Genomic DNA, 17,031 nt, shown 5'->3' on the forward strand with positions numbered 1-17,031 from the left:
AGTTCCCGAGATACGGTCGGGAACCCGCTGATATCTCAATAGAGTTTCGGTGATCATAGCGAGAGGGAAACACCCGGTCCCATTCCGAACCCGGAAGTTAAGCCTCTCAGCGCCGATGGTACTGCACGGGGAGCCGTGTGGGAGACTAGGACGTCGCCGGTCATATACACTTCAAGGTCGATCCTTTCGGGGATCGGCCTTGAAGTGTTTTTGCGTTCTTGTGCAGTTTGGTCGGCGATACTGTCGACGTGGAGTACGTGTCGCGGGTGCCTGGACCGCCGTTGGACGGGCTGATCGACGACGTGTATTTCCTGGAGGGTACGCCGCCGTACGCGCGGCTGACCCTGCCGCCGGCGCCTTCGGCGCTGTTGATCATCAATCTCTCTGCGCCCTTCCAGATCCGGGCCGGCTCCGAGCGGGAAACGGCCGGCTATGCCGACGGGTGTGTGGTCACCATGCCTACCCGTGCCTGGGAGTTCGGCTATCCGCAAGGCTCTCGGTCCGTCGGCGTGCACTTCAAGCCGTGGGGTCTGGCGCCATTCCTGCGGATTCCTGCGGCAGAGCTGCGAGACCGGCCGGTGACGGTCGAACAGGTGTGGGGCCGGGCTGTCGTCGCCGAGCTGCAGGACCGGCTGGCGACGGCGGGCGGACCGCACGCGATGCTGGCGCTGCTCGAGGAGGAGCTCAGGCGCCGGCTGGGCGAGTCCGCCGGCCTGGACCTGGTCCGCCGGACGAGCAGCGTCATCGCTGCGACCAGGGGAGCGGTGTCGATCAACGAGCTGAGCGTCGCGGCGGGAGTCAGCAACACCCACCTGGTGCAGCGATTCAAGGAACTCATCGGGATCACCCCGAAACGGCTGGCCCGCAGCCATCGGTTCGCCGCCACCGTGTTCTCGATCAATCACAGCGGACCGATCGACTGGAGTGAGCTCGCGGCCGGCGCGGGCTATTTCGACCAGGCTCACTTCGGCCACGAGTTCCGGGAATTCACCGGGCTCACACCGACCAGGTACGTCGAGGTCCGGAGACGGTTCCTGCGCGAGCATCCCGGCAACGTGCTGAACAGCTGGCCGCTGCCGGCCGATTGATTTCTTACAAGATCGGCGGCTGGCGGCAGCCTTAGGGTGGGGCTCCCCAAGCAAAGGAGGCTCCGTGGGCAAAGTGGTCATGTACAGCTCGGTGTCGGTGGACGGATTCATCGCGGACGAGAACGACCAGCCGGGACCGCTGTTCGAATGGTTGTCCAGTGGTGACGTCCCGATGGACGAGAGCGGCCAGGTGAAGGTGTCGCAGGCGTCCTACGACTACACCCGGCCGTACTGGGACGAGATCGGGGTGACCGTCGCGGGCCGCCACGTCTTCGACCTGACGAACGGGTGGGACGGGATTCCTCCGGCGGGCATCGACCATGTGGTGGTCGTGACGCACCGGCCGCCGCCCGAGGACTGGGACCCGAAGGCGCCGTACCACTTCGTCGATGGCATCGAGGCAGCCATGGCCAAGGCGCAGGAGCTGGCGGGTGACCGCGTTGTGGAGATCGCGGCCGGCGACGTCGGCGGCCAGGCGCTGGCCGCGGGCCTGGTCGACGAGGTGCGGATGGACGTCGTACCGGTCGTGTTGGGCGCCGGCAAGCGCTACTTCGGGACGGTCAACGCGCAGCACCTGCTGGAGGACCCGGACGCGAAGGTTCAGGGTGACCGGGTGCTGCACCTGCGCTATCGGGTGCGCCGCTGACCGGACAATGTTCGTGTCCTGAGCTTGTCGAAGGACCAAGCCGAATCGGATCTTGCCCTTCGACAGGCTCGGGGAACGTTGTGGCTTCCTTCTCAGCCCGCGGTCTGCGGGAAGTTGCGGTGCAGCAGGTCCAGGTAGCGCTCGCCGAGGGTGCCGGCGGCCTTGACCTCGTTCTCGTCGGGCTCGTGCTGGCCGAGGACGGGGACCTTCCACTCGGGCAGCTCACCGGTGAGCGCCCAGGCGGCCTGGCGGGCGGCACCGACGGCCACGCTCTCGAACGGCTCCGTGAACGCGATCGGCAGGCCGAAGACGGCGGGCGCGATCGCACGGACGGCCGCTGACTGAGCCGCCCCACCGGTCAGCGTGATCCGGCCGATCTCGCCGGCTTCACGGCGCAACACCTCGACTCCGTACGCGAGACTCCACAGCACCCCCTCGACGGTGGCGCGGGCCAGATTCGCGGGGGTGAGGTTCTTCAGGGTGAGGCCGAGCAGCTGTCCGGTCGCGTCCGGCAACGGTGGTGTGCGCTCGCCCTCCAGGTACGGCAGGTAGCTGACGCCCTCGCTTCCGGGCGGCGCACTCTGGGCGAGCTTGTCGAACTCGGCCAGGTCCACCCCGAGCAGTTCGGCGGTGGCGACGAGGTTGCGGGCTCCGTTCAGCGTGCAGACCAACGGCAGGAAGGCTCCGCTGGCGTCGGCGAAACCCGAGACGGTGCCGGTGACCTCGTGGGTCTGCCGGTCCGACCGCACGTACGCCGTGCCACTGGTGCCGAGCGAGACCACCGCCTCGCCGGGCCGCAGGCCGAGGCCAAGGGCGGCGGCCATGTTGTCTCCGGTCCCGGGCGCGATCACGGCACCCCAGGAGGTCTCGCCGACCACCTCGTCGGGCGCGGCGACCCGCGGCAGTTCGAGTTCGCGGCCGAGAGCGAGCCGGACCAGATCCTGCCGGTACTCGTTGCTGGTGGCGTCGAAGTAGAGAGTGCCGGACGCGTCGCCGCGGTCGGTGACCGGTGCGAAGCTGCGGTCACCCAGCTGCCAGGTGAGCCAGTCGTGCGGCAGCAGGACGCTGCGGGTCCGGGCGGCGTTGTCCGGTTCGTTGCGGGCCAGCCAGCGGACCTTGGCCACGGTCATCGACGCGACCGGGACGGAGCCGGTGGCCTCGGCCCAGGCCTGTGCGCCGCCGAGTTCGTCGATCAGGTCGACGGCGTCGGTGCCGGACCGGTTGTCGTTCCAGAGCAGCGCGTCCCGGACCAGTTCACCGTCCTCGTCGAGGGTCACCATGCCGTGCTGCTGGCCGGCGACGGCGATCGCCTCGACCCCGTCGAGCAGGGCGGGATCGGCGGTCGCGGTGCGGTAGGCGTCGAGCCAGGCCTGCGCGGAGACCTCGGTGCCGTCCGGATGCGGCGCACGGGAGGTGCGGACCACCTCGCCGGTCTCGGCGTCGCAGACCACGAGCTTGACCGATTGGGTGGACGAGTCGACGCCGGCGACGAGTCGCATGTGAGCTCCAGGGCAACGTAGAAGGGGCAGGCCAGAACGCTCCCTGAGCCTGTCGAAGGGCAAGCCGCGTGACCGGTTTCGCACTTCGACAGGCTCAGTGCACGCTTCTTCAGGCTCCGACGATAGCGCCCGCGTCCGGCTCGGCGGCGTCCTGTTCGGTCCGCGGTCCGGGCGTGATGATCTTGATCCCGCCCTCCCGGTACGGACGCAGCGCACGGTCCGGCACCGAGCCGGCGACGGCGAGCACGTCCACCGATTCCAGCGACGCGAACCGGACCAGGGCGGTGCCGCCCAGCGACTCCGGAGCGGCCAGCGCCACCACCGTTGTTCCGGCCGCCACCTCCGCCTCCGACACCGCGGCGGCGGCCGGGGTCTGCTGGGTCAGCCCGTGATCATGGTGTACGCCGGCCGGGCAGATCACACTGACATCGGTGTGCAGCCGGCCCAGTTCGGCGAGGGCCCAGTCGCCCTCCTGGGCGCGGGTGCGCGCCGAGACCGTACCGCCGAGGTTGTAGACCGACAGCCCCGGTGCCCGGGACAGCACCAGGGCCGCGTCCAGCGAGTTCGTGACGATGGTGAGGTCGGTCAGGTCGTCGGCCTCGGTGACGATCAGCTTGGCCAGCGTCAGGGTGGGCTCACCGGTGCCGAGCAGCACGGTGCCGCTCCGTGGCAGCAGCGCCCAGACCGCAGCAGCCCAGTCCTGATCGGCGGGGTCGACCGAGTCCGGCCGGCCGAGCGCCGCGATCGGATCGGAATCGGCCGCCACGGCACCACCGTGGACCCGCCGCAGCCGGCCGGAGCGCTCCATGGCGCGCAGATCCCGCCGGATCGTCTCCGGCGCGACGCCGAGCCGGTCGGCGGCGGTGATCACGTCGATCCTGCCCTCGTCCGCCAGCCATTCGGCCAGGGTCGACTGCCGGTCCTCCGCCCGCATCGGATCGCCCACCTCGCCCGGACTCACGACGGGGCGGCCAGTTCGATGGTTCGGTCCAGCGCCGGCCGCAGTTGCAGCTTCCGCCCGGTGCCGGCCCGGAAGGTCTCCAGCGCCGATCCGTACTCGGTGAGCGGGAAGGCGTGGCTCACCATCGGCGCCGCGTTCAGCACGCCGGCGGCGAACAGCTCGACCGCGCGTTCGTACGAACTCAGCACCGCCATCGAGCCGACCACGGTGATCTCGTCGTTGTAGATCCGGAACGGCGAGAAGGCGGCCCGGGCGTCCGTCGGCGCGACCCCGAACTGCTGGAAGGTGCCTCCCCGGCGGACCCGCCCGAGTCCGTCCTCGATCGCGCCGACGACACCCGTACAGTCGATCACCACGTCCCAGCCGCCGGCCCGCTCCACCTGATCCGCTGACTCGGCGACCCGTTCGACGCCGACCTCGCGGGCCACCTGCAGCCGGTCCGGGTTGCGGTCGATCACCGTGACCGAGGCGGCGCCGGCCCGCGGCGCCAGCTGGGCCATCATCAGTCCCATCGTCCCGGCGCCGTAGACGAGATAGTGTTCGCCGAGCCGGCGGGGCAGCAGGTCGTAGCCGTGGATGGCGCAGGACAGCGGCTCGATCAGCGCCGCGAGCTCGAGGTCGACGCCGTCCGGCAACCGGTAGACGTTGCGTACCGGCGCCAGCATGTAGTCGGCCGCCGAGCCGTTGGTCCGGGCCACGCCGGCGCCGTCCCAGCGCTGGCACAGATTGGGCCGCCCGTTCCGGCAGTACGTGCACTCGCCGCAGGTCAGGGTCGGATCGACCGAGACCCGGTCGCCGGGGGAGAACTCCGACACCTCCGAACCGACCGCGACGACGACGCCGGAGGTCTCGTGCCCGGGCGTGATCGGGAAGACGGTCGGCTCGAACTCGCCGTCCAGGACGTGCACGTCGGTCCCGCAGATCCCGACCGCGGACACCTCGACGACGACCTCGCGCGGACCGGGACTCGGGTCCGGCACCTCGGCGAGTTCGAACGCGCCGGGCCCGGTGAAGACGATCGCCCGCATTACTTGACCGCCCCCATCGCCAGGCCCCGGACCAGTCGCTTCTGGGCGATCCAACCGGCCGCGATCACCGGCAGTACGGCGATCGTCGCGGCCGCCGACAGCACCGCCACGAACTGGCCGCGGCCGTCGACGAAGCTGCCCAGGAACGGCGGTGTGGTACGGGCCACGACCGCGGTGAGCAGGTTGGCCAGGAAGTATTCGTTCCAGGCGAAGATGAAGCAGATCAGCGCGGCCGCCGCGGCGCCCGGCGCGACGATCGGCAGCGAGATCCGCCACAGTTCCCGGGAGTACGAGGCGCCGTCCACCTGGGCCGCTTCGACGACGGCCCGCGGCACCTCGGCGAAGAAGGACCGCATCATCCAGATCGCCAGCGGCAGGTTGATCCCGAGATAGAGGGCGCCGAGCCACCACAGGTTGTCCAGGCCGCCCACGACGCGCAGCAGCAGGAACACCGGGATGATCGACGCGGCGACCGGCATGAACCGGGTCGAGATGAAGAAGAACAGCGCGTCCTGCCACTTCCCGATCGGCCGCACTGACAGGGCGTACGCGGCCGGGATGGCGAGCATCATCACCACCACGGTGGACAGGATCGAGACCGCCGCGGAGTTGGCCAGGTAGAGGCCCATGCCGCGCTCGAACACCTGGCCGTACCGGTCGAAGGAGAAGTCGGCGACGATCTGGGGCGGGAAGGCGGCCGCGCCCGCCTCGGACTTGAAGCTGTTCAGCACCATCCAGAGCACCGGGAAGAAGAACAGGAAGACCAGCACCCAGGTGACGCCGGTGATGATCACGCCACCGACCTTCCGCTTGGTGAACCTGCTGCCGCCGCGGGCGATCGCCGCTCGGGGTTCGGCTGCCTGTGGCGCGGTTGCCGTCGTGGTGGCCATCAGCGTGCCTCCTCGGTGAAGACGCGGAACAGGGTCCGCAACGCGATCGTGGTGACGATGATCGTCAGGATGACGGTGACGACGCCGTACGCGGCGGCCTCGCCGATCTCCTGGCCGATGAAGGCCCGCTCGTAGAGCAGGTACGGCAGCGTCTTGGTGCCGCCGGTGCCCTTGGTCATGATGTTCACCGGGTCGAACACCTGGATCATCATCACCGTGCCGAGCAGGGTGGCCAGCTCCGCGTACGTCCGCAGGTGCGGCAGCGTCATGTAGCGGAAGGTCTGCAGCGGACCGGCGCCGTCGACATCGGCCGCCTCGAGCACCTCACCGGATTGCGACTGCAGGCCGGCCAGCAAGATCAACATCATGAACGGCGTGTACTGCCAGGTCAGCGTGAAGATGATCGTCAGCATCGGGAAGTTGGTGTTCCAGGCCACCGGGTCGATGCCGAAGAAGGAGAGCCCGTAGTTGATCATGCCGGTACCGACGTCCAGCATCGAGTACTTCCAGATCAGCGCGGCCGCCGCCGGCATCACCAGGAACGGCGTGATCAACAGCGTCCGGGCGATCGCCTGACCCTTGAACTTGCGGTCCAGCAGGACGGCGAAGACCAGGCCGAGGATCAGCGACAGGATCACCGAGCCGCCGACGATGAGCACCGTGGCCAAGGCCGAGGGGAGGAAGGCGCCATTGGCCACAACGGCGATGTAGTTGTCGAAACCGGCGAAGCCGCGCTGTTCGGGCCGGGCCAGGTTCCAGTCGGCGAACGAGTAGACGATCGTCGCGATGAACGGGACCTGGGTGATCAGGATCGCCACGATCAGGGCCGGCAGGACCAGCTTGCGCGCGAAGATCCGCTCGGCGAGGTCCTGTCCGGTCAGCTTGATCTTGGCCGGTTTGCCTCGCTTCGGTCCGGTGGTGGTCGGGACCGGGTCTGCTGCTGTGGTGGTCATCGAGCCCTCACTGATTCTTCTGCTTGTCGCCGGCTCGCTGGGCGATCGCCTGGCTGTCCTGCAGCGCGCCGTCGAGGTCGCGCCGGCCGGCGATCACGTCCGCGATCAGCTGCGAGGTCTGGTTGCCGACGTCCTGGAACTCGGGAATCGTCACGTACTGGATGCCGATCCACGGCTGCGGCGCGACGCCCGGCTGCTTCGGATTGACCTCGCCCATGATCTCTGCGGTGAGCGGGGCGAACTCCTCGCCGGAGGCCAGGTAGTCGGGGATCTCGAACGTGGAGGCCCGGGTGCCGGACGGTACCCGCGGCCAGCCCATCCGTTCGCCGGAGAGCTGGACGTACTCCTTCGAGGTGGCCCACTTGACGAACTCCCAGGCGGCCGCCTGCTTCTCCGGATCCTCCTTCACGCTGGCGTTGATGCCGAGGTTCCACGACCACAGCCAGCCGGAGTCCTTGGTCTGCTCGACCGGTGCCCGGACGTAGCCGAACTTGCCCTTGTTGGGCCCGGATTCGAGGGAGCCGGCGGCCGACGTCGCGTCGTACCACATCGCCGCATTGCCGCCACCGACCAGGTTGAGACACTCGGTGAAGCCGTACGAGACCGGGTCGGACTGGCCGCCGGCCTTCAGCGTGTCCAGGTAGAACTGGATGGCGTTGCGGAAGCCGGGCCCGTTCACCTGGGCGTTCCAGCTCTCGTCGTACCACTGGCCGCCGAAGGTGTTCACCATCGTCGTCAGCGGCGCGAACATCTCGCCCCAGCCGGGCTTGCCGCGCAGGCAGATGCCGGCCCGGTCGTCGGTCTTCAGCTGCTTGGCGAAGTCGGCCACCTGCTGCCAGGTCGGCCGTTCCGGCATCTCCAGCCCGGCCTGCTCGAACAGATCCTTGCGGTACATGAGGAAGGACGACTCGCCGTAGAACGGCATCGCGTAGTAGCGGTCCTGGTAGGAGACGCCGTCCAGGACCGGGGTGAAGATGTCCTCGACGTCGTAGCTCGGATCCTGCTTCGCCTGATCGGTCAGGTCGACCAGCCAACCGTTCTGACCCCAGATCGGCACCTCGTAGAGGCCGACGGTCATCACGTCGTACTGCCCGCCCTCGGTCGCGACGTCCTTGGTCGCGGCGTTGCGAAGATCGTTCTCCTCCATCATCAAGGTGTTGATCTTGATGTTGGGATGGGTCCGTTCGAACTCGGGGATGAGCTGGGCCAGGTCCTGCATCTGCGGGTTGTTGACGCTGGCGAAGGTCACCGTCGTCACGCCCGGTTGGTTGCCGATGTTGCCGAAACCGGCGCAGCCGGTCACTGTCAGGCTGAGCCCGGCCAGCAGCACGGGTGCCGCCAGCCTGGCTCTGGAGCGGGTGGTTGTGATCATCGAAGGCCGGCCTCCCTGCCAAGTCGCGTCTGCAGCCGCCGCGCTGTTCCCGCATCACGTGCTGCCCGTTTGTGACCATAACCCATCTCACAGTGCCCGGTCCAGACCGAAATAGGGGTGATTCGGTGGATACTGTGCCCGATTGTGTGTTGAAACGATCCGTTCGTGTTTGAATGGGCGTCGTGGGCAGCGCCGACACCTTGCCGATGTATCCGCCGCAGCGTCAGCAGGCGATCGCGGAGTTCTTGTTGACCGTCCCGGGCCGGGACGTGAGCGTCGCCGAGATCGGCCGTCGGCTGGGTGTTGCGGCCGAGACCGTACGGCGGGACCTGGAGGTGCTGGCCCGGCGGGGGACCGTGCGCCGGGTGCGCGGCGGTGCCCGGCTGGTCGACGCGACACCGTTCGAGCAGGCGCTGGCGGCGCGCCACGCGGAGCAGCGGGCGGAGAAGCTGGCGATCGCCGACCGGGTGGCCGAGGAGTTGCCGGCCGACGGCGTGATCATGCTCGACTCGGGGTCGCTGACCTTCAGTTGCGCGCAGGCCATGGCGAAGGACGGCGGTGCGGCGGTCGTGACCAACAACCTGCCGGCGGCGCAGTATCTCGCTCAGTCGACGACGCTGACCGTACTCACGCTGCCGGGACTGATCCGCGGGCTGACCTCGGCGGCCGTGGACGCCGCGACCAGCCGGCGGTTGGAGAGTCTCGCCGTGGACGTCGCGATCATCGGGGTGAACGGCCTCACCGCGGCCCGCGGGTTGACTACGACCAATCCCGAGGAGGCGGCGGTGAAGCGGGCCATGCTGCTGTCGGCCCGGCGCCGAATCGTGCCGGTGATCTCCGGCAAGGTGGGCCGGGACTCCTTCTGTGCCTTCGGTACGTTGAGCGAGGTCGACCTGATCATCACCGACGCGGGGGCGGATCGCGAGCTGCTCGGCGAGCTCACCGCGGCCGGTCCGGAAGTGATCATCGTCGATCCGTGACGATCAGTCCGGATAGCGCGGGAGATCGATGTTGTTCGCGAAGTCGTCGGTCAGCTTCATCATCAGACCGAGCAGGAACCTGTTGGCGAAGGTCAGGTCCCGCATTCTGATCTTGAGCTTCGAGGCCGGCGCCAGGAACGGCCCGGCGTTGCCCTTCCGGGCGATCTTGGCGTAGCGATACATGATCGACGTGTAGCGATCGAAGGCGGCTCGGTGATCACCGCCGGCCGACGCGAGCTCGCCGGCCAGCACGTAGCCGCCGACCAGGGCGAGCCCGGTGCCGAAACCGCCGAGGGTGTTCGCGTAGGCCGCGTCGCCGACCAGGGCGAACCGCCCGGTGGTGTAGCGGTCGGTCACGACCTTGCTGATCGAGTCGAGGTAGAAGTCCAGTTGGTCGGGCAGCCGAGCCAGCAGGCGTGGCGTGCGCCAGCCGGCCCCACGGAACGCGTCGGTCAGGATTCCCTTCTGGACATGGATGTCCGAGCGGTCGTAGTCCAGCAGCGGCGAGGCGAACACGTACAGTTGCGGGGCCTTGGAACCGCCGTCGGTGATCATGCGGCCCGGCTCGTTGTACAGCGAACCGACGGCGCGGCCGGGTTCGGTGCCGCCGGGTCGGACCGGGCTGCCGCCGACCACCGCGTAGTAGTAGCCAAGGTGCCGGACGTAGTCGCGCTTCGGCCCGAAGGCGAGCCGGCGGACGCCGGAGTGGACGCCGTCGGCGCCGATCACGAGGTCGTACCGTTCCGGGGCGTGGTGGGCGAAGGTGGCCTCGACCCCGTCCGGGGTCTCGGTCAGCGAGGTCAGGTGATCACCGAACAGGTACCGGCAGGAGTCCTTCGTGCGCTCGTAGAGCAGAGTCGCCAGGTCGCCGCGCAGGATCTCCACATCGCCACCGGAGAACTCGCCCGGGATCACCGCCTTGACCCGATCATGATCATCGACGATCTGCAGATCGGTCCGCCCGGTCTGGCGATCATGAACAGCGTCCCAGAGCCCCATCCGCTCCAGCACCGTGCGGTGGGTGGTGCCCTTGAAGTCCACCGCCTGGCCGCCGCCGCGCAGTTCCGGTGCTCGCTCGACGACCGTGACGTCGTAGCCGTACCGGGCGAGCCACCAGGCCGTCGCCGGCCCGGCGATGCTGGCCCCCGAGACGAGAACCCTGCGAGCGGACATCCGTACCCCCTGAGAATTAATTGTGTCCATCGGACACAGAAACTGTATGGTAAACACCTGGCAGGGGCAAGTCGGTTCCGGGAGGCGTGGGTGGATCATCGCGAGACCGTCGCGTTGCTGTGGCCCGAGGAGCAGGGCGTCAAGCGCGGGCCGAAGCCGCGGATCAGTCTTGATCAGATCGTCGAGACGGCGATCGGGCTGGCCGACGCCGACGGGCTGGACGCGGTGACCATGCAACGGATCGCCGACCGGCTCGGCGTCACCAAGATGTCCCTCTATCGCTATGCGCCGGGGAAGGACGAGCTTCTCGCCCTGGTGTTGGATCGTGCCCTGGGTACGCCGCCCGACCTCGATGACGAGCCGGACTGGCGAGCCGCCCTGCGATCCTGGGCCCTCGCTCTGCACACCGAGATGATCAAGCACCCCTGGGCGTTGACCCTCTCGGTCGGGATCCGCCCGTTCGGCCCGAAGGAACTCGCCTGGACCGAGGTCGGTCTGCGCGCCCTGCGTCCGACCTCACTCGACGGCGCCGCCCGCCTGGACGCCCTCGCCATGATCGTCTGGCACGTGCGCGGCCTCGTCCAGCAGTCGGCAGGGCAGGCATCCTCGAACGTGGAGGCCGGGGTCGCCGACCTGATGGCCGGAGTCCTGTCCCGGCACGCCGACCGCTACCCGGAAGCGTCTGCAGCCTTCACTGCCGCCGCTTCCTCCGGCGGCCAAGACGCCGCCCTCGACTTCGGGCTGGACCGGATCCTCGACGGGCTGGCCGGCTACGCCGACCGGTGAGTGCCGTTAGGCAGGCGCCCCGGCCTTGTGCAGGGAGAGGGTGAGGTCGAGGTCGTCGAAGCGGTGCCAGTCTGCGGCGGGGGCGGCTTCGGTGAACTCGACGGCGAGGACCTCGTCGGCGACCAGGGTGGAGTGTTCGCGGAGGGCCTCGGCGAGTTCCGGGCCGGCGGACCAGGCGAGGGTGATCCGGTCGGTGACCTCGAGGCCGGTGTCCTTGCGGGTCTCCTGGATCAGCCGGATCGCCTCGCGGGCCAGGCCGGCCTTGATCAATTCCGGCGTCAGCTCGAGGTCGAGGGCGATGGTCTCGCCCTGGTCGTTGATCACCGACCAGCCTTCCTTCGGGCGCTCGGAGATGATCACCTCGTCCGCCGTCACCTCGGTGCCGCCGTCGTGGTCGACGGTGGCGGATCCCTTGCTGGACAGGGATGCGGCGAGGGTGGCGGAGTCGGCTGCGGCGATCGCGGCGGCGACCTGAGGGGTCTGCTTGCCGAACCGCTTGCCGAGGGCGCGGAAGTTGCCCTTGGCCGTGTACTCGACCAGGTCGCCGGCGCCGGTGAACGACTCGACCTTGGACAGGTTGAGTTCGGCGGCGATCTCGGCGAGCAGCTCGGGGCCGAGACGATCATGGCTGGCGGTCGGGATCAGGGCGCGGCCGAGGGGCTGGCGGATCTTGATCTTGGCCTCCGAGCGGGCGGCGCGGCCGAGTTCGACCAGGCGCTGGGCCAGCTGCATCGAGGCGTCCAGGTCGGCGTCGCGTACGGCATCGTCGGCGGTCGGCCAGGAGGCCAGGTGGACCGAGTCGGGGCCGTCCGGATCCGTACCGGCGAACAGGTCCTGCCAGACCCGCTCGGTGAGGAACGGGGCCACCGGGGCCATCAGCCGGGTCAGCACGTTGAGCGAGTCGTGCAGCGTGCCCAGGGCACCCTGGTCGCCGGCCCAGAAGCGGCGGCGGGAGCGGCGGACGTACCAGTTGGAAAGATCGTCGACGAACGTGGTGATCAACTGGCCGACGCGCTGCAGGTCGAAGTTCTCGTACGCCTCGGTGGTCTCGGTGATCAACTTTCCGGTGATCGAGGTGAGCCACCGGTCCAGGACGTGGGTGGAGTCCACGCGGTCGGCGGGGGACCAGTGGTTGGCGTTCGCGTAGAGGGCCTGGAAGGCGACGACGTTCCAGTACGTCAGCAGGACCTTGCGGACGGTCTCGGTGATCGTGGAGTGACCGACCCGCCGGGACGCCCAGGGGGAGCCGCCGGCGGCCATGAACCAGCGGACGGCGTCGGCGCCGTGGGAGTCCATCAGCTCGATCGGGTCGAGCACGTTGCCCAGGTGCTTCGACATCTTGCGGCCGTCCTCGGCGAGGATGTGGCCGAGGCAGACGACGTTCTTGTACGACGATTCGTCGAACACCAGGGTGCCGACGGTCATCAGCGTGTAGAACCAGCCGCGGGTCTGGTCGATCGCCTCGCAGATGAAGTCGGCCGGGTAGGCCTGCTCGAACTGCTCGACCGAGCCCTCCAGATGCGGATAGCCCCACTGGGCAAAGGGCATCGAGCCGGAGTCGAACCAGGCGTCGATCACCTCCGGCACCCGCCGGTAGGTCCCTTCCTCACCCGGCACCGTGAACGTCACGTCGTCGATGAACGGGCGGTGCGGATCAAGATCAGCCAGGTCGGTGCCGGTCAGCTCGGACAGCTCGGCCAGCGACCCGACGCAGATGAGCTTGGTCGGGTCGGCGTCGTTGCGCCAGACCGGCAGCGGGGTGCCCCAGTAGCGGGACCGGGACAGCGCCCAGTCGATGTTGTTGTTCAGCCAGTCGCCGTAGCGGCCCCACTTGATCGTTTCCGGGTACCAGGTGGTCCGCTCGTTCTCCCGGAGCAGGGCGTCCTTGATCTTGGTGGTCCGGATGTACCAGGACGGCAGCGCGTAGTACATCAGCGCGCTGTGGCAGCGCCAGCAGTGCGGGTACGAGTGCTCGAAGTCGATCCGGCGGAACAGCCGGCCGCGCTCGGCCAGGTCGTCCATCAGCGCCTCGTTGGCGTCGCGGAAGTAGACACCGCCGACCAGCTCGAGGCCGTCGTCGAACCGGCCCTGGGTGTTGATCGGATTGATCAACTCGACCCCGTTGCGGCGCACCGACTCGAAGTCGTCCGCCCCGAAAACCGTGGCCTGATGGACCAATCCGGTGCCGTCGGTCGTGGTGACGTAGTCCTCGGTCACCACGAAATGGCCGCGACCCGGCCAGTCGACGATGGTGAACGGACGGTCGTACGTCCAGCCCACCATCTCCGCGCCGGTGAAGGTCGAGGTGGCCCGCCAGCCCTCGCCGAGCGCCGACCCGATCAGCGACTCCGTCACCACCACCGGGCGTTCCTGATCATGGACGGCGACCGTGTACGTGACGTCGTCCTTGACCGCGACCAGCGCGTTGGACGGCAGGGTCCACGGGGTCGTCGTCCAGATCAGCAGATCCGCCTGGCCGGCGTGCGGGCCGGAGGTCAGCGGCAGCCGTACGTAGACGGAGGGGTCGACGATGTTCTCGTACCCCTGGGCGAGTTCATGATCGGAAAGGCCGGTGCCGCAGCGCGGGCAGTACGGCGCGACCCGGAAGTCCTCGGTCAGCAGCCCGGAGTCGAAGATCTTCTTCAGCGCCCACCAGACCGACTCGACGTAGGTCGGGTTCATCGTCTCGTACGCCTGGTCGAGATTGACCCAGTAGCCCATCCGCTCGGTCAGCTCGCGGAACGCGTCGACATGGCGGCGCACCGACTCGCGGCACTTGGCGTTGAACGCCTCCACCCCGTACCGCTCGATGTCCGGCTTGCCGTTCAGGCCCAGTTCGTTCTCCACCGCGAGCTCGACCGGAAGCCCGTGGCAGTCCCAGCCGGCCTTGCGGTCCACCCGGTAGCCGCGCATCGTGCGGAACCGCGGGAACACGTCCTTGAAGACCCGGGTCTCGATGTGGTGGGTACCCGGCTTCCCGTTCGCCGTCGGCGGTCCTTCGTAGAACGTCCACGGCTCGCCGCCGGCGGTCTGCTCGAGGGAACGGTCGAACGTACGGTTCCGCTGCCACAGGTCCAGAATCTGCTTTTCCATCGCCGGCAGGTCGATCTGCGGCGGTACGGAGGCGTAGCCGGCGGTGGGCTGGGAATCACGGGTGAGCTGCTCAGTCATGGCGCGATGATGATAGCGCCGGGGCACCGGTTCGGGCGGGTGCGGCCAGAACGGCCGGAGTGGTGCAGGATTGTCGGGTGAATCAGGACCGGGATAGAGGCCCAAGCAGGCCGGAACCAGAGCGGCGCGCGGATGACCGGCGCGGCCGCGGTCGGCGCGCGGAGCCGGGCGGGCAGGACCGGTCCGATCGATCCGGGTCCGGCCGAGGCGGTGAACGGCAGGGCGGAGACCGTCCCTGGCGGGATCGACCGCAGCAGGATCGGCCTGCGGGCGACCGCGGCAAGGGTTCGAACCAGGGTGGCGGCTTCCGGCGGGACCGGCCCGGCCAGGACCGGTCGAACCGCGGCGACGACCGGGGTCGCCCGGAGCGGGACAACAAGGACCGCGATCGTACGGACCGGGATCGCGGCGGCGACCGCGACCGCGACCGCACTGACCGGCCCCGTTCGGATCGGGGTGGCTCCGGCCGTGCCGGGTCAGATCGTGGTCGTTCTGACTGGAGCGGTGCGGGCCGCGGTGGTTCGGATCGGGGTGGTTCGGATCGCGGTGGTTCGGATCGGGGCGGGTCGGGCCGGAGTGGTTCGGATCGCGGTCGGTCCGACTGGGGCGGTTCGGACCGTGGCGGTTCGGGTCGCGGGCGCTCTGACTGGAGTGGGTCGGGTCGTGGTGGTTCCGATCGGGGTGGTTCCGATCGCGGTCGTTCGGACCGGGGAGGCTCTGATCGCGGTCGTTCTGACTGGAGCGGCGCGGGTCGCGGTGGCTCTGATCGTGGTGGGTCGGACCGCGGTCGTTCCGACTGGAGCGGTGGAGGCCGTGGCGGCTCTGATCGTGGTGGGTCGGACAGGGGTCGTTCTGACTGGAGCGGTGCGGGTCGCGGTGGCTCTGATCGTGGTGGGTCGGACAGGGGACGTTCTGACTGGAGCGGTGCGGGCCGTGGTGGCTCCGATCGTGGTCGTTCGGATCGTGGTGGTTCGGATCGCGGGCGTTCTGACTGGAGTGGTTCGAGCAGGGGCGGCTCGGACCGGGGCCGCACCGACCGGGATCGGTCGGATCGTGGCGGTTCCGGGCGCGGGCGTTCGGACTGGAGCGGTTCGGACCGCGGCGGTTCGGGTCGCGGACGTTCCGACTGGAGCGGCTCGGATCGGGGTGGTTCCGACCGCGGACGTACGGATCGTGACCGCACGGACCGCCGCGGTGGCGAGGGACGACGGGAAGGCCGGGCAGCGCCGCCCGGACTGAACCGCCCGCCCCGGGAGCCCAGGGTGCCCGCCGACGTCAGCCAGGCGGAGTTGCCGCGTCAGGTCCGGGCCGAGTTGCGGGGGCTGCCCAAGGAACTGGCCGAGCAGGTCGGCGGCTTCCTGATCATGGCCGGTCGGCTGATCGAGGAGGACCCGGACCAGGCGTACGAGTTCGCCGAGGCCGCCCGGCGCCGTGCCGCGCGACTGCCGATCGTCCGCGAGGCGGCGGCGGAGACCGCGTACGCGGCCGGGAAGTACGAGGTCGCCCTGGCGGAGTTCCGGGCGATCCGGCGGATGTCCGGGAATCACGACGTGCTGCCCGCGATGGCCGACTGCGAGCGGGCGCTCGGCAAGCCGCAGGCGGCGCTGAAGCTGAGCCGCGAGGCCAAGGAACTGCCGCTGGACCCGGCGCAGCAGATCGAGATGATCATCGTCGAGGCCGGCGCTCGTCGCGACCTCGGCCAGGACGCCGAGGCGGCCCGGCTGCTCCGTGCGGCTGTGGACGATCTGCGGCTGACCGAGCCCGGCCGGAACGCCGCCGCTCGGCTCCGCTACGCCTACGCGGACGTGCTGGCCTATCGCGGCGACGAGAAGGCGGCCCGGGACTGGTTCGCGGCCGCCGCCGACCTCGACCGGGAGCAGCTCACCGACGCCGCCGAGCGCCGGGACGCCCTGGACGGCGTCACGATCGACTTCGATCTCGACGAGGACGAAGACGACGATGAGCAGTCCGGGTCCGGCGAACCCGGCGGCGAGGCCGATCGCGACGATGATCACGACAGTCGCGGTGATCAGGAGAGCGACGACGATCCCGAGGATGCCGACGATCTCGAGGATGCCGACGATCTCGAGGACGGCGACGATCTCGGGGATGCCGACGATCATGAAGACGCCGGAGATTACGAGGATGCCGGGGATCACGAGGACGCTGTCGATCACGAGGATGGCGGTGACCTCGAGGATGCCGACGATCATGACGACGCTGACGATCACGACGATGCCGACGATCACGAGGATGCCGACGATCACGTGGACGCCGGCGACCGCGAGGATGCCGACGATCACGAGGACGCCGACGATCACGAGGACGCTGGCGACCGCGAAGGTGCCGACGACCGCGAGGATTCCGAGGGCGCTCACGAGGTCGGCGACGATCACGGGACCGACGGTGATCACGACGCGATCGACGCGGGCGACGCGGCCGATGATCACGAAGAGGCCGATCGGCCCGACGGCGATCGTTGAT

14 protein-coding genes and 1 rRNA gene are annotated in these 17,031 nt (G+C 69.1%); 7 read left to right on the plus strand and 8 right to left on the minus strand.

Translation table 11 applies throughout. From position 1 onward, the window contains the following. The first annotated feature begins 45 nt into the window (after nt 1–45). The 3 genes from rrf to ACFQU4_RS01910 all read left to right on the plus strand — a co-directional run bounded on the left by rrf (nt 46) and on the right by ACFQU4_RS01910 (nt 1,734). Nucleotides 46–162, plus strand: a 5S ribosomal RNA gene (rrf, locus tag ACFQU4_RS01900). Nucleotides 163–248: 86 nt separating this feature from the next. Next, nucleotides 249–1,088 carry a helix-turn-helix domain-containing protein gene (locus ACFQU4_RS01905; RefSeq protein WP_377486122.1) on the plus strand — a complete coding sequence of 280 codons (840 nt, stop codon included), beginning with the start codon at nt 249–251 and terminating at the stop codon, nt 1,086–1,088. Nucleotides 1,089–1,152: 64 nt separating this feature from the next. After that, nucleotides 1,153–1,734 (plus strand): dihydrofolate reductase family protein, encoded by a 582-nt coding sequence (locus ACFQU4_RS01910; protein WP_377486125.1) that lies wholly within the window; start codon nt 1,153–1,155, stop codon nt 1,732–1,734. A gap of 92 nt (nt 1,735–1,826) precedes the next feature. On the opposite strand, the gene xylB is transcribed toward ACFQU4_RS01910, so the two are convergent. From xylB to ACFQU4_RS01940, 6 genes are all read right to left on the minus strand, one after another. Then, on the minus strand, nt 1,827–3,233 hold the full coding sequence (gene xylB / locus ACFQU4_RS01915; protein WP_377486128.1) for a xylulokinase: 1,407 nt from the start codon (nt 3,231–3,233) through the stop codon (nt 1,827–1,829). A gap of 109 nt (nt 3,234–3,342) precedes the next feature. Next, on the minus strand, nt 3,343–4,167 hold the full coding sequence (locus ACFQU4_RS01920; protein ID WP_377486132.1) for a DeoR/GlpR family DNA-binding transcription regulator: 825 nt from the start codon (nt 4,165–4,167) through the stop codon (nt 3,343–3,345). A gap of 23 nt (nt 4,168–4,190) precedes the next feature. Continuing rightward, a complete protein-coding gene (locus tag ACFQU4_RS01925) occupies nt 4,191–5,222 on the minus strand; it encodes a zinc-dependent alcohol dehydrogenase family protein (protein ID WP_377486135.1) in 1,032 nt (343 codons plus the stop codon). Then, a complete protein-coding gene (locus ACFQU4_RS01930; protein WP_377486138.1) occupies nt 5,222–6,112 on the minus strand; it encodes a carbohydrate ABC transporter permease in 891 nt (296 codons plus the stop codon). The genes ACFQU4_RS01925 and ACFQU4_RS01930 overlap by 1 nt, the downstream gene beginning before the upstream one ends. Beyond that, nucleotides 6,112–7,065 carry a carbohydrate ABC transporter permease gene (locus ACFQU4_RS01935; RefSeq protein WP_377486141.1) on the minus strand — a complete coding sequence of 318 codons (954 nt, stop codon included), beginning with the start codon at nt 7,063–7,065 and terminating at the stop codon, nt 6,112–6,114. Before ACFQU4_RS01935 ends, ACFQU4_RS01930 begins: the two co-directional genes overlap by 1 nt. 7 nt (nt 7,066–7,072) lie before the next feature. Next, nucleotides 7,073–8,437: an ABC transporter substrate-binding protein gene (locus ACFQU4_RS01940; protein WP_377486144.1), complete on the minus strand. Its 1,365-nt coding sequence runs from the start codon at nt 8,435–8,437 to the stop codon at nt 7,073–7,075. A 182-nt stretch (nt 8,438–8,619) separates the two neighbouring features. On the opposite strand from ACFQU4_RS01940, the gene ACFQU4_RS01945 reads away from it, so the two are divergent. Continuing rightward, nucleotides 8,620–9,417 (plus strand): DeoR/GlpR family DNA-binding transcription regulator, encoded by a 798-nt coding sequence (locus tag ACFQU4_RS01945; protein WP_377486147.1) that lies wholly within the window; start codon nt 8,620–8,622, stop codon nt 9,415–9,417. 3 nt (nt 9,418–9,420) lie between these two features. Here the strand turns inward: ACFQU4_RS01945 and ACFQU4_RS01950 are convergent, their stop codons facing one another. Next, nucleotides 9,421–10,590 carry an FAD-dependent monooxygenase gene (locus tag ACFQU4_RS01950; protein WP_377486149.1) on the minus strand — a complete coding sequence of 390 codons (1,170 nt, stop codon included), beginning with the start codon at nt 10,588–10,590 and terminating at the stop codon, nt 9,421–9,423. A 90-nt stretch (nt 10,591–10,680) separates the two neighbouring features. Between ACFQU4_RS01950 and ACFQU4_RS01955 the strand changes: the two genes are divergently transcribed. After that, nucleotides 10,681–11,376: a TetR/AcrR family transcriptional regulator gene (locus ACFQU4_RS01955; protein ID WP_377486153.1), complete on the plus strand. Its 696-nt coding sequence runs from the start codon at nt 10,681–10,683 to the stop codon at nt 11,374–11,376. A gap of 6 nt (nt 11,377–11,382) precedes the next feature. On the opposite strand, the gene ileS is transcribed toward ACFQU4_RS01955, so the two are convergent. Next, nucleotides 11,383–14,547, minus strand: a complete 3,165-nt coding sequence (gene ileS / locus ACFQU4_RS01960) for an isoleucine--tRNA ligase (RefSeq protein ID WP_377486156.1) — start codon at nt 14,545–14,547, stop codon at nt 11,383–11,385. 132 nt (nt 14,548–14,679) lie between these two features. Here ileS and ACFQU4_RS01965 point away from each other — a divergent pair, with 132 nt between their 5' ends. Both ACFQU4_RS01965 and ACFQU4_RS01970 read left to right on the plus strand, forming a co-directional pair. Then, nucleotides 14,680–15,786, plus strand: a complete 1,107-nt coding sequence (locus ACFQU4_RS01965; RefSeq protein ID WP_377486159.1) for a hypothetical protein — start codon at nt 14,680–14,682, stop codon at nt 15,784–15,786. Between the two features lie 23 nt (nt 15,787–15,809). Further along, on the plus strand, nt 15,810–17,030 hold the full coding sequence (locus ACFQU4_RS01970; protein WP_377486162.1) for a hypothetical protein: 1,221 nt from the start codon (nt 15,810–15,812) through the stop codon (nt 17,028–17,030). The last annotated feature ends 1 nt before the right edge of the window (nt 17,031 follow it).

The sequence above is a fragment of the Microlunatus sp. GCM10028923 genome (genome assembly GCF_042666975.1).
GTDB lineage: Bacteria > Actinomycetota > Actinomycetes > Propionibacteriales > Propionibacteriaceae > Microlunatus.

Excerpts from the sequence above, each read along its gene's own strand:
- ACFQU4_RS01935 (WP_377486141.1), bottom strand. The coding sequence starts at position 7,065 with ATGACCACCACAGCAGCAGACCCGGTCCCGACCACCACCGGACCGAAG.
- ACFQU4_RS01965 (WP_377486159.1), top strand. The coding sequence starts at position 14,680 with ATGACCGGCGCGGCCGCGGTCGGCGCGCGGAGCCGGGCGGGCAGGACC.
- ACFQU4_RS01930 (WP_377486138.1), bottom strand. The coding sequence starts at position 6,112 with ATGGCCACCACGACGGCAACCGCGCCACAGGCAGCCGAACCCCGAGCG.
- ACFQU4_RS01940 (WP_377486144.1), bottom strand. The coding sequence starts at position 8,437 with ATGATCACAACCACCCGCTCCAGAGCCAGGCTGGCGGCACCCGTGCTG.
- ACFQU4_RS01950 (WP_377486149.1), bottom strand. The coding sequence starts at position 10,590 with ATGTCCGCTCGCAGGGTTCTCGTCTCGGGGGCCAGCATCGCCGGGCCG.
- ileS (WP_377486156.1), bottom strand. The coding sequence starts at position 14,547 with ATGACTGAGCAGCTCACCCGTGATTCCCAGCCCACCGCCGGCTACGCC.
- ACFQU4_RS01920 (WP_377486132.1), bottom strand. The coding sequence starts at position 4,167 with ATGCGGGCGGAGGACCGGCAGTCGACCCTGGCCGAATGGCTGGCGGAC.
- xylB (WP_377486128.1), bottom strand. The coding sequence starts at position 3,233 with ATGCGACTCGTCGCCGGCGTCGACTCGTCCACCCAATCGGTCAAGCTC.
- ACFQU4_RS01925 (WP_377486135.1), bottom strand. The coding sequence starts at position 5,222 with ATGCGGGCGATCGTCTTCACCGGGCCCGGCGCGTTCGAACTCGCCGAG.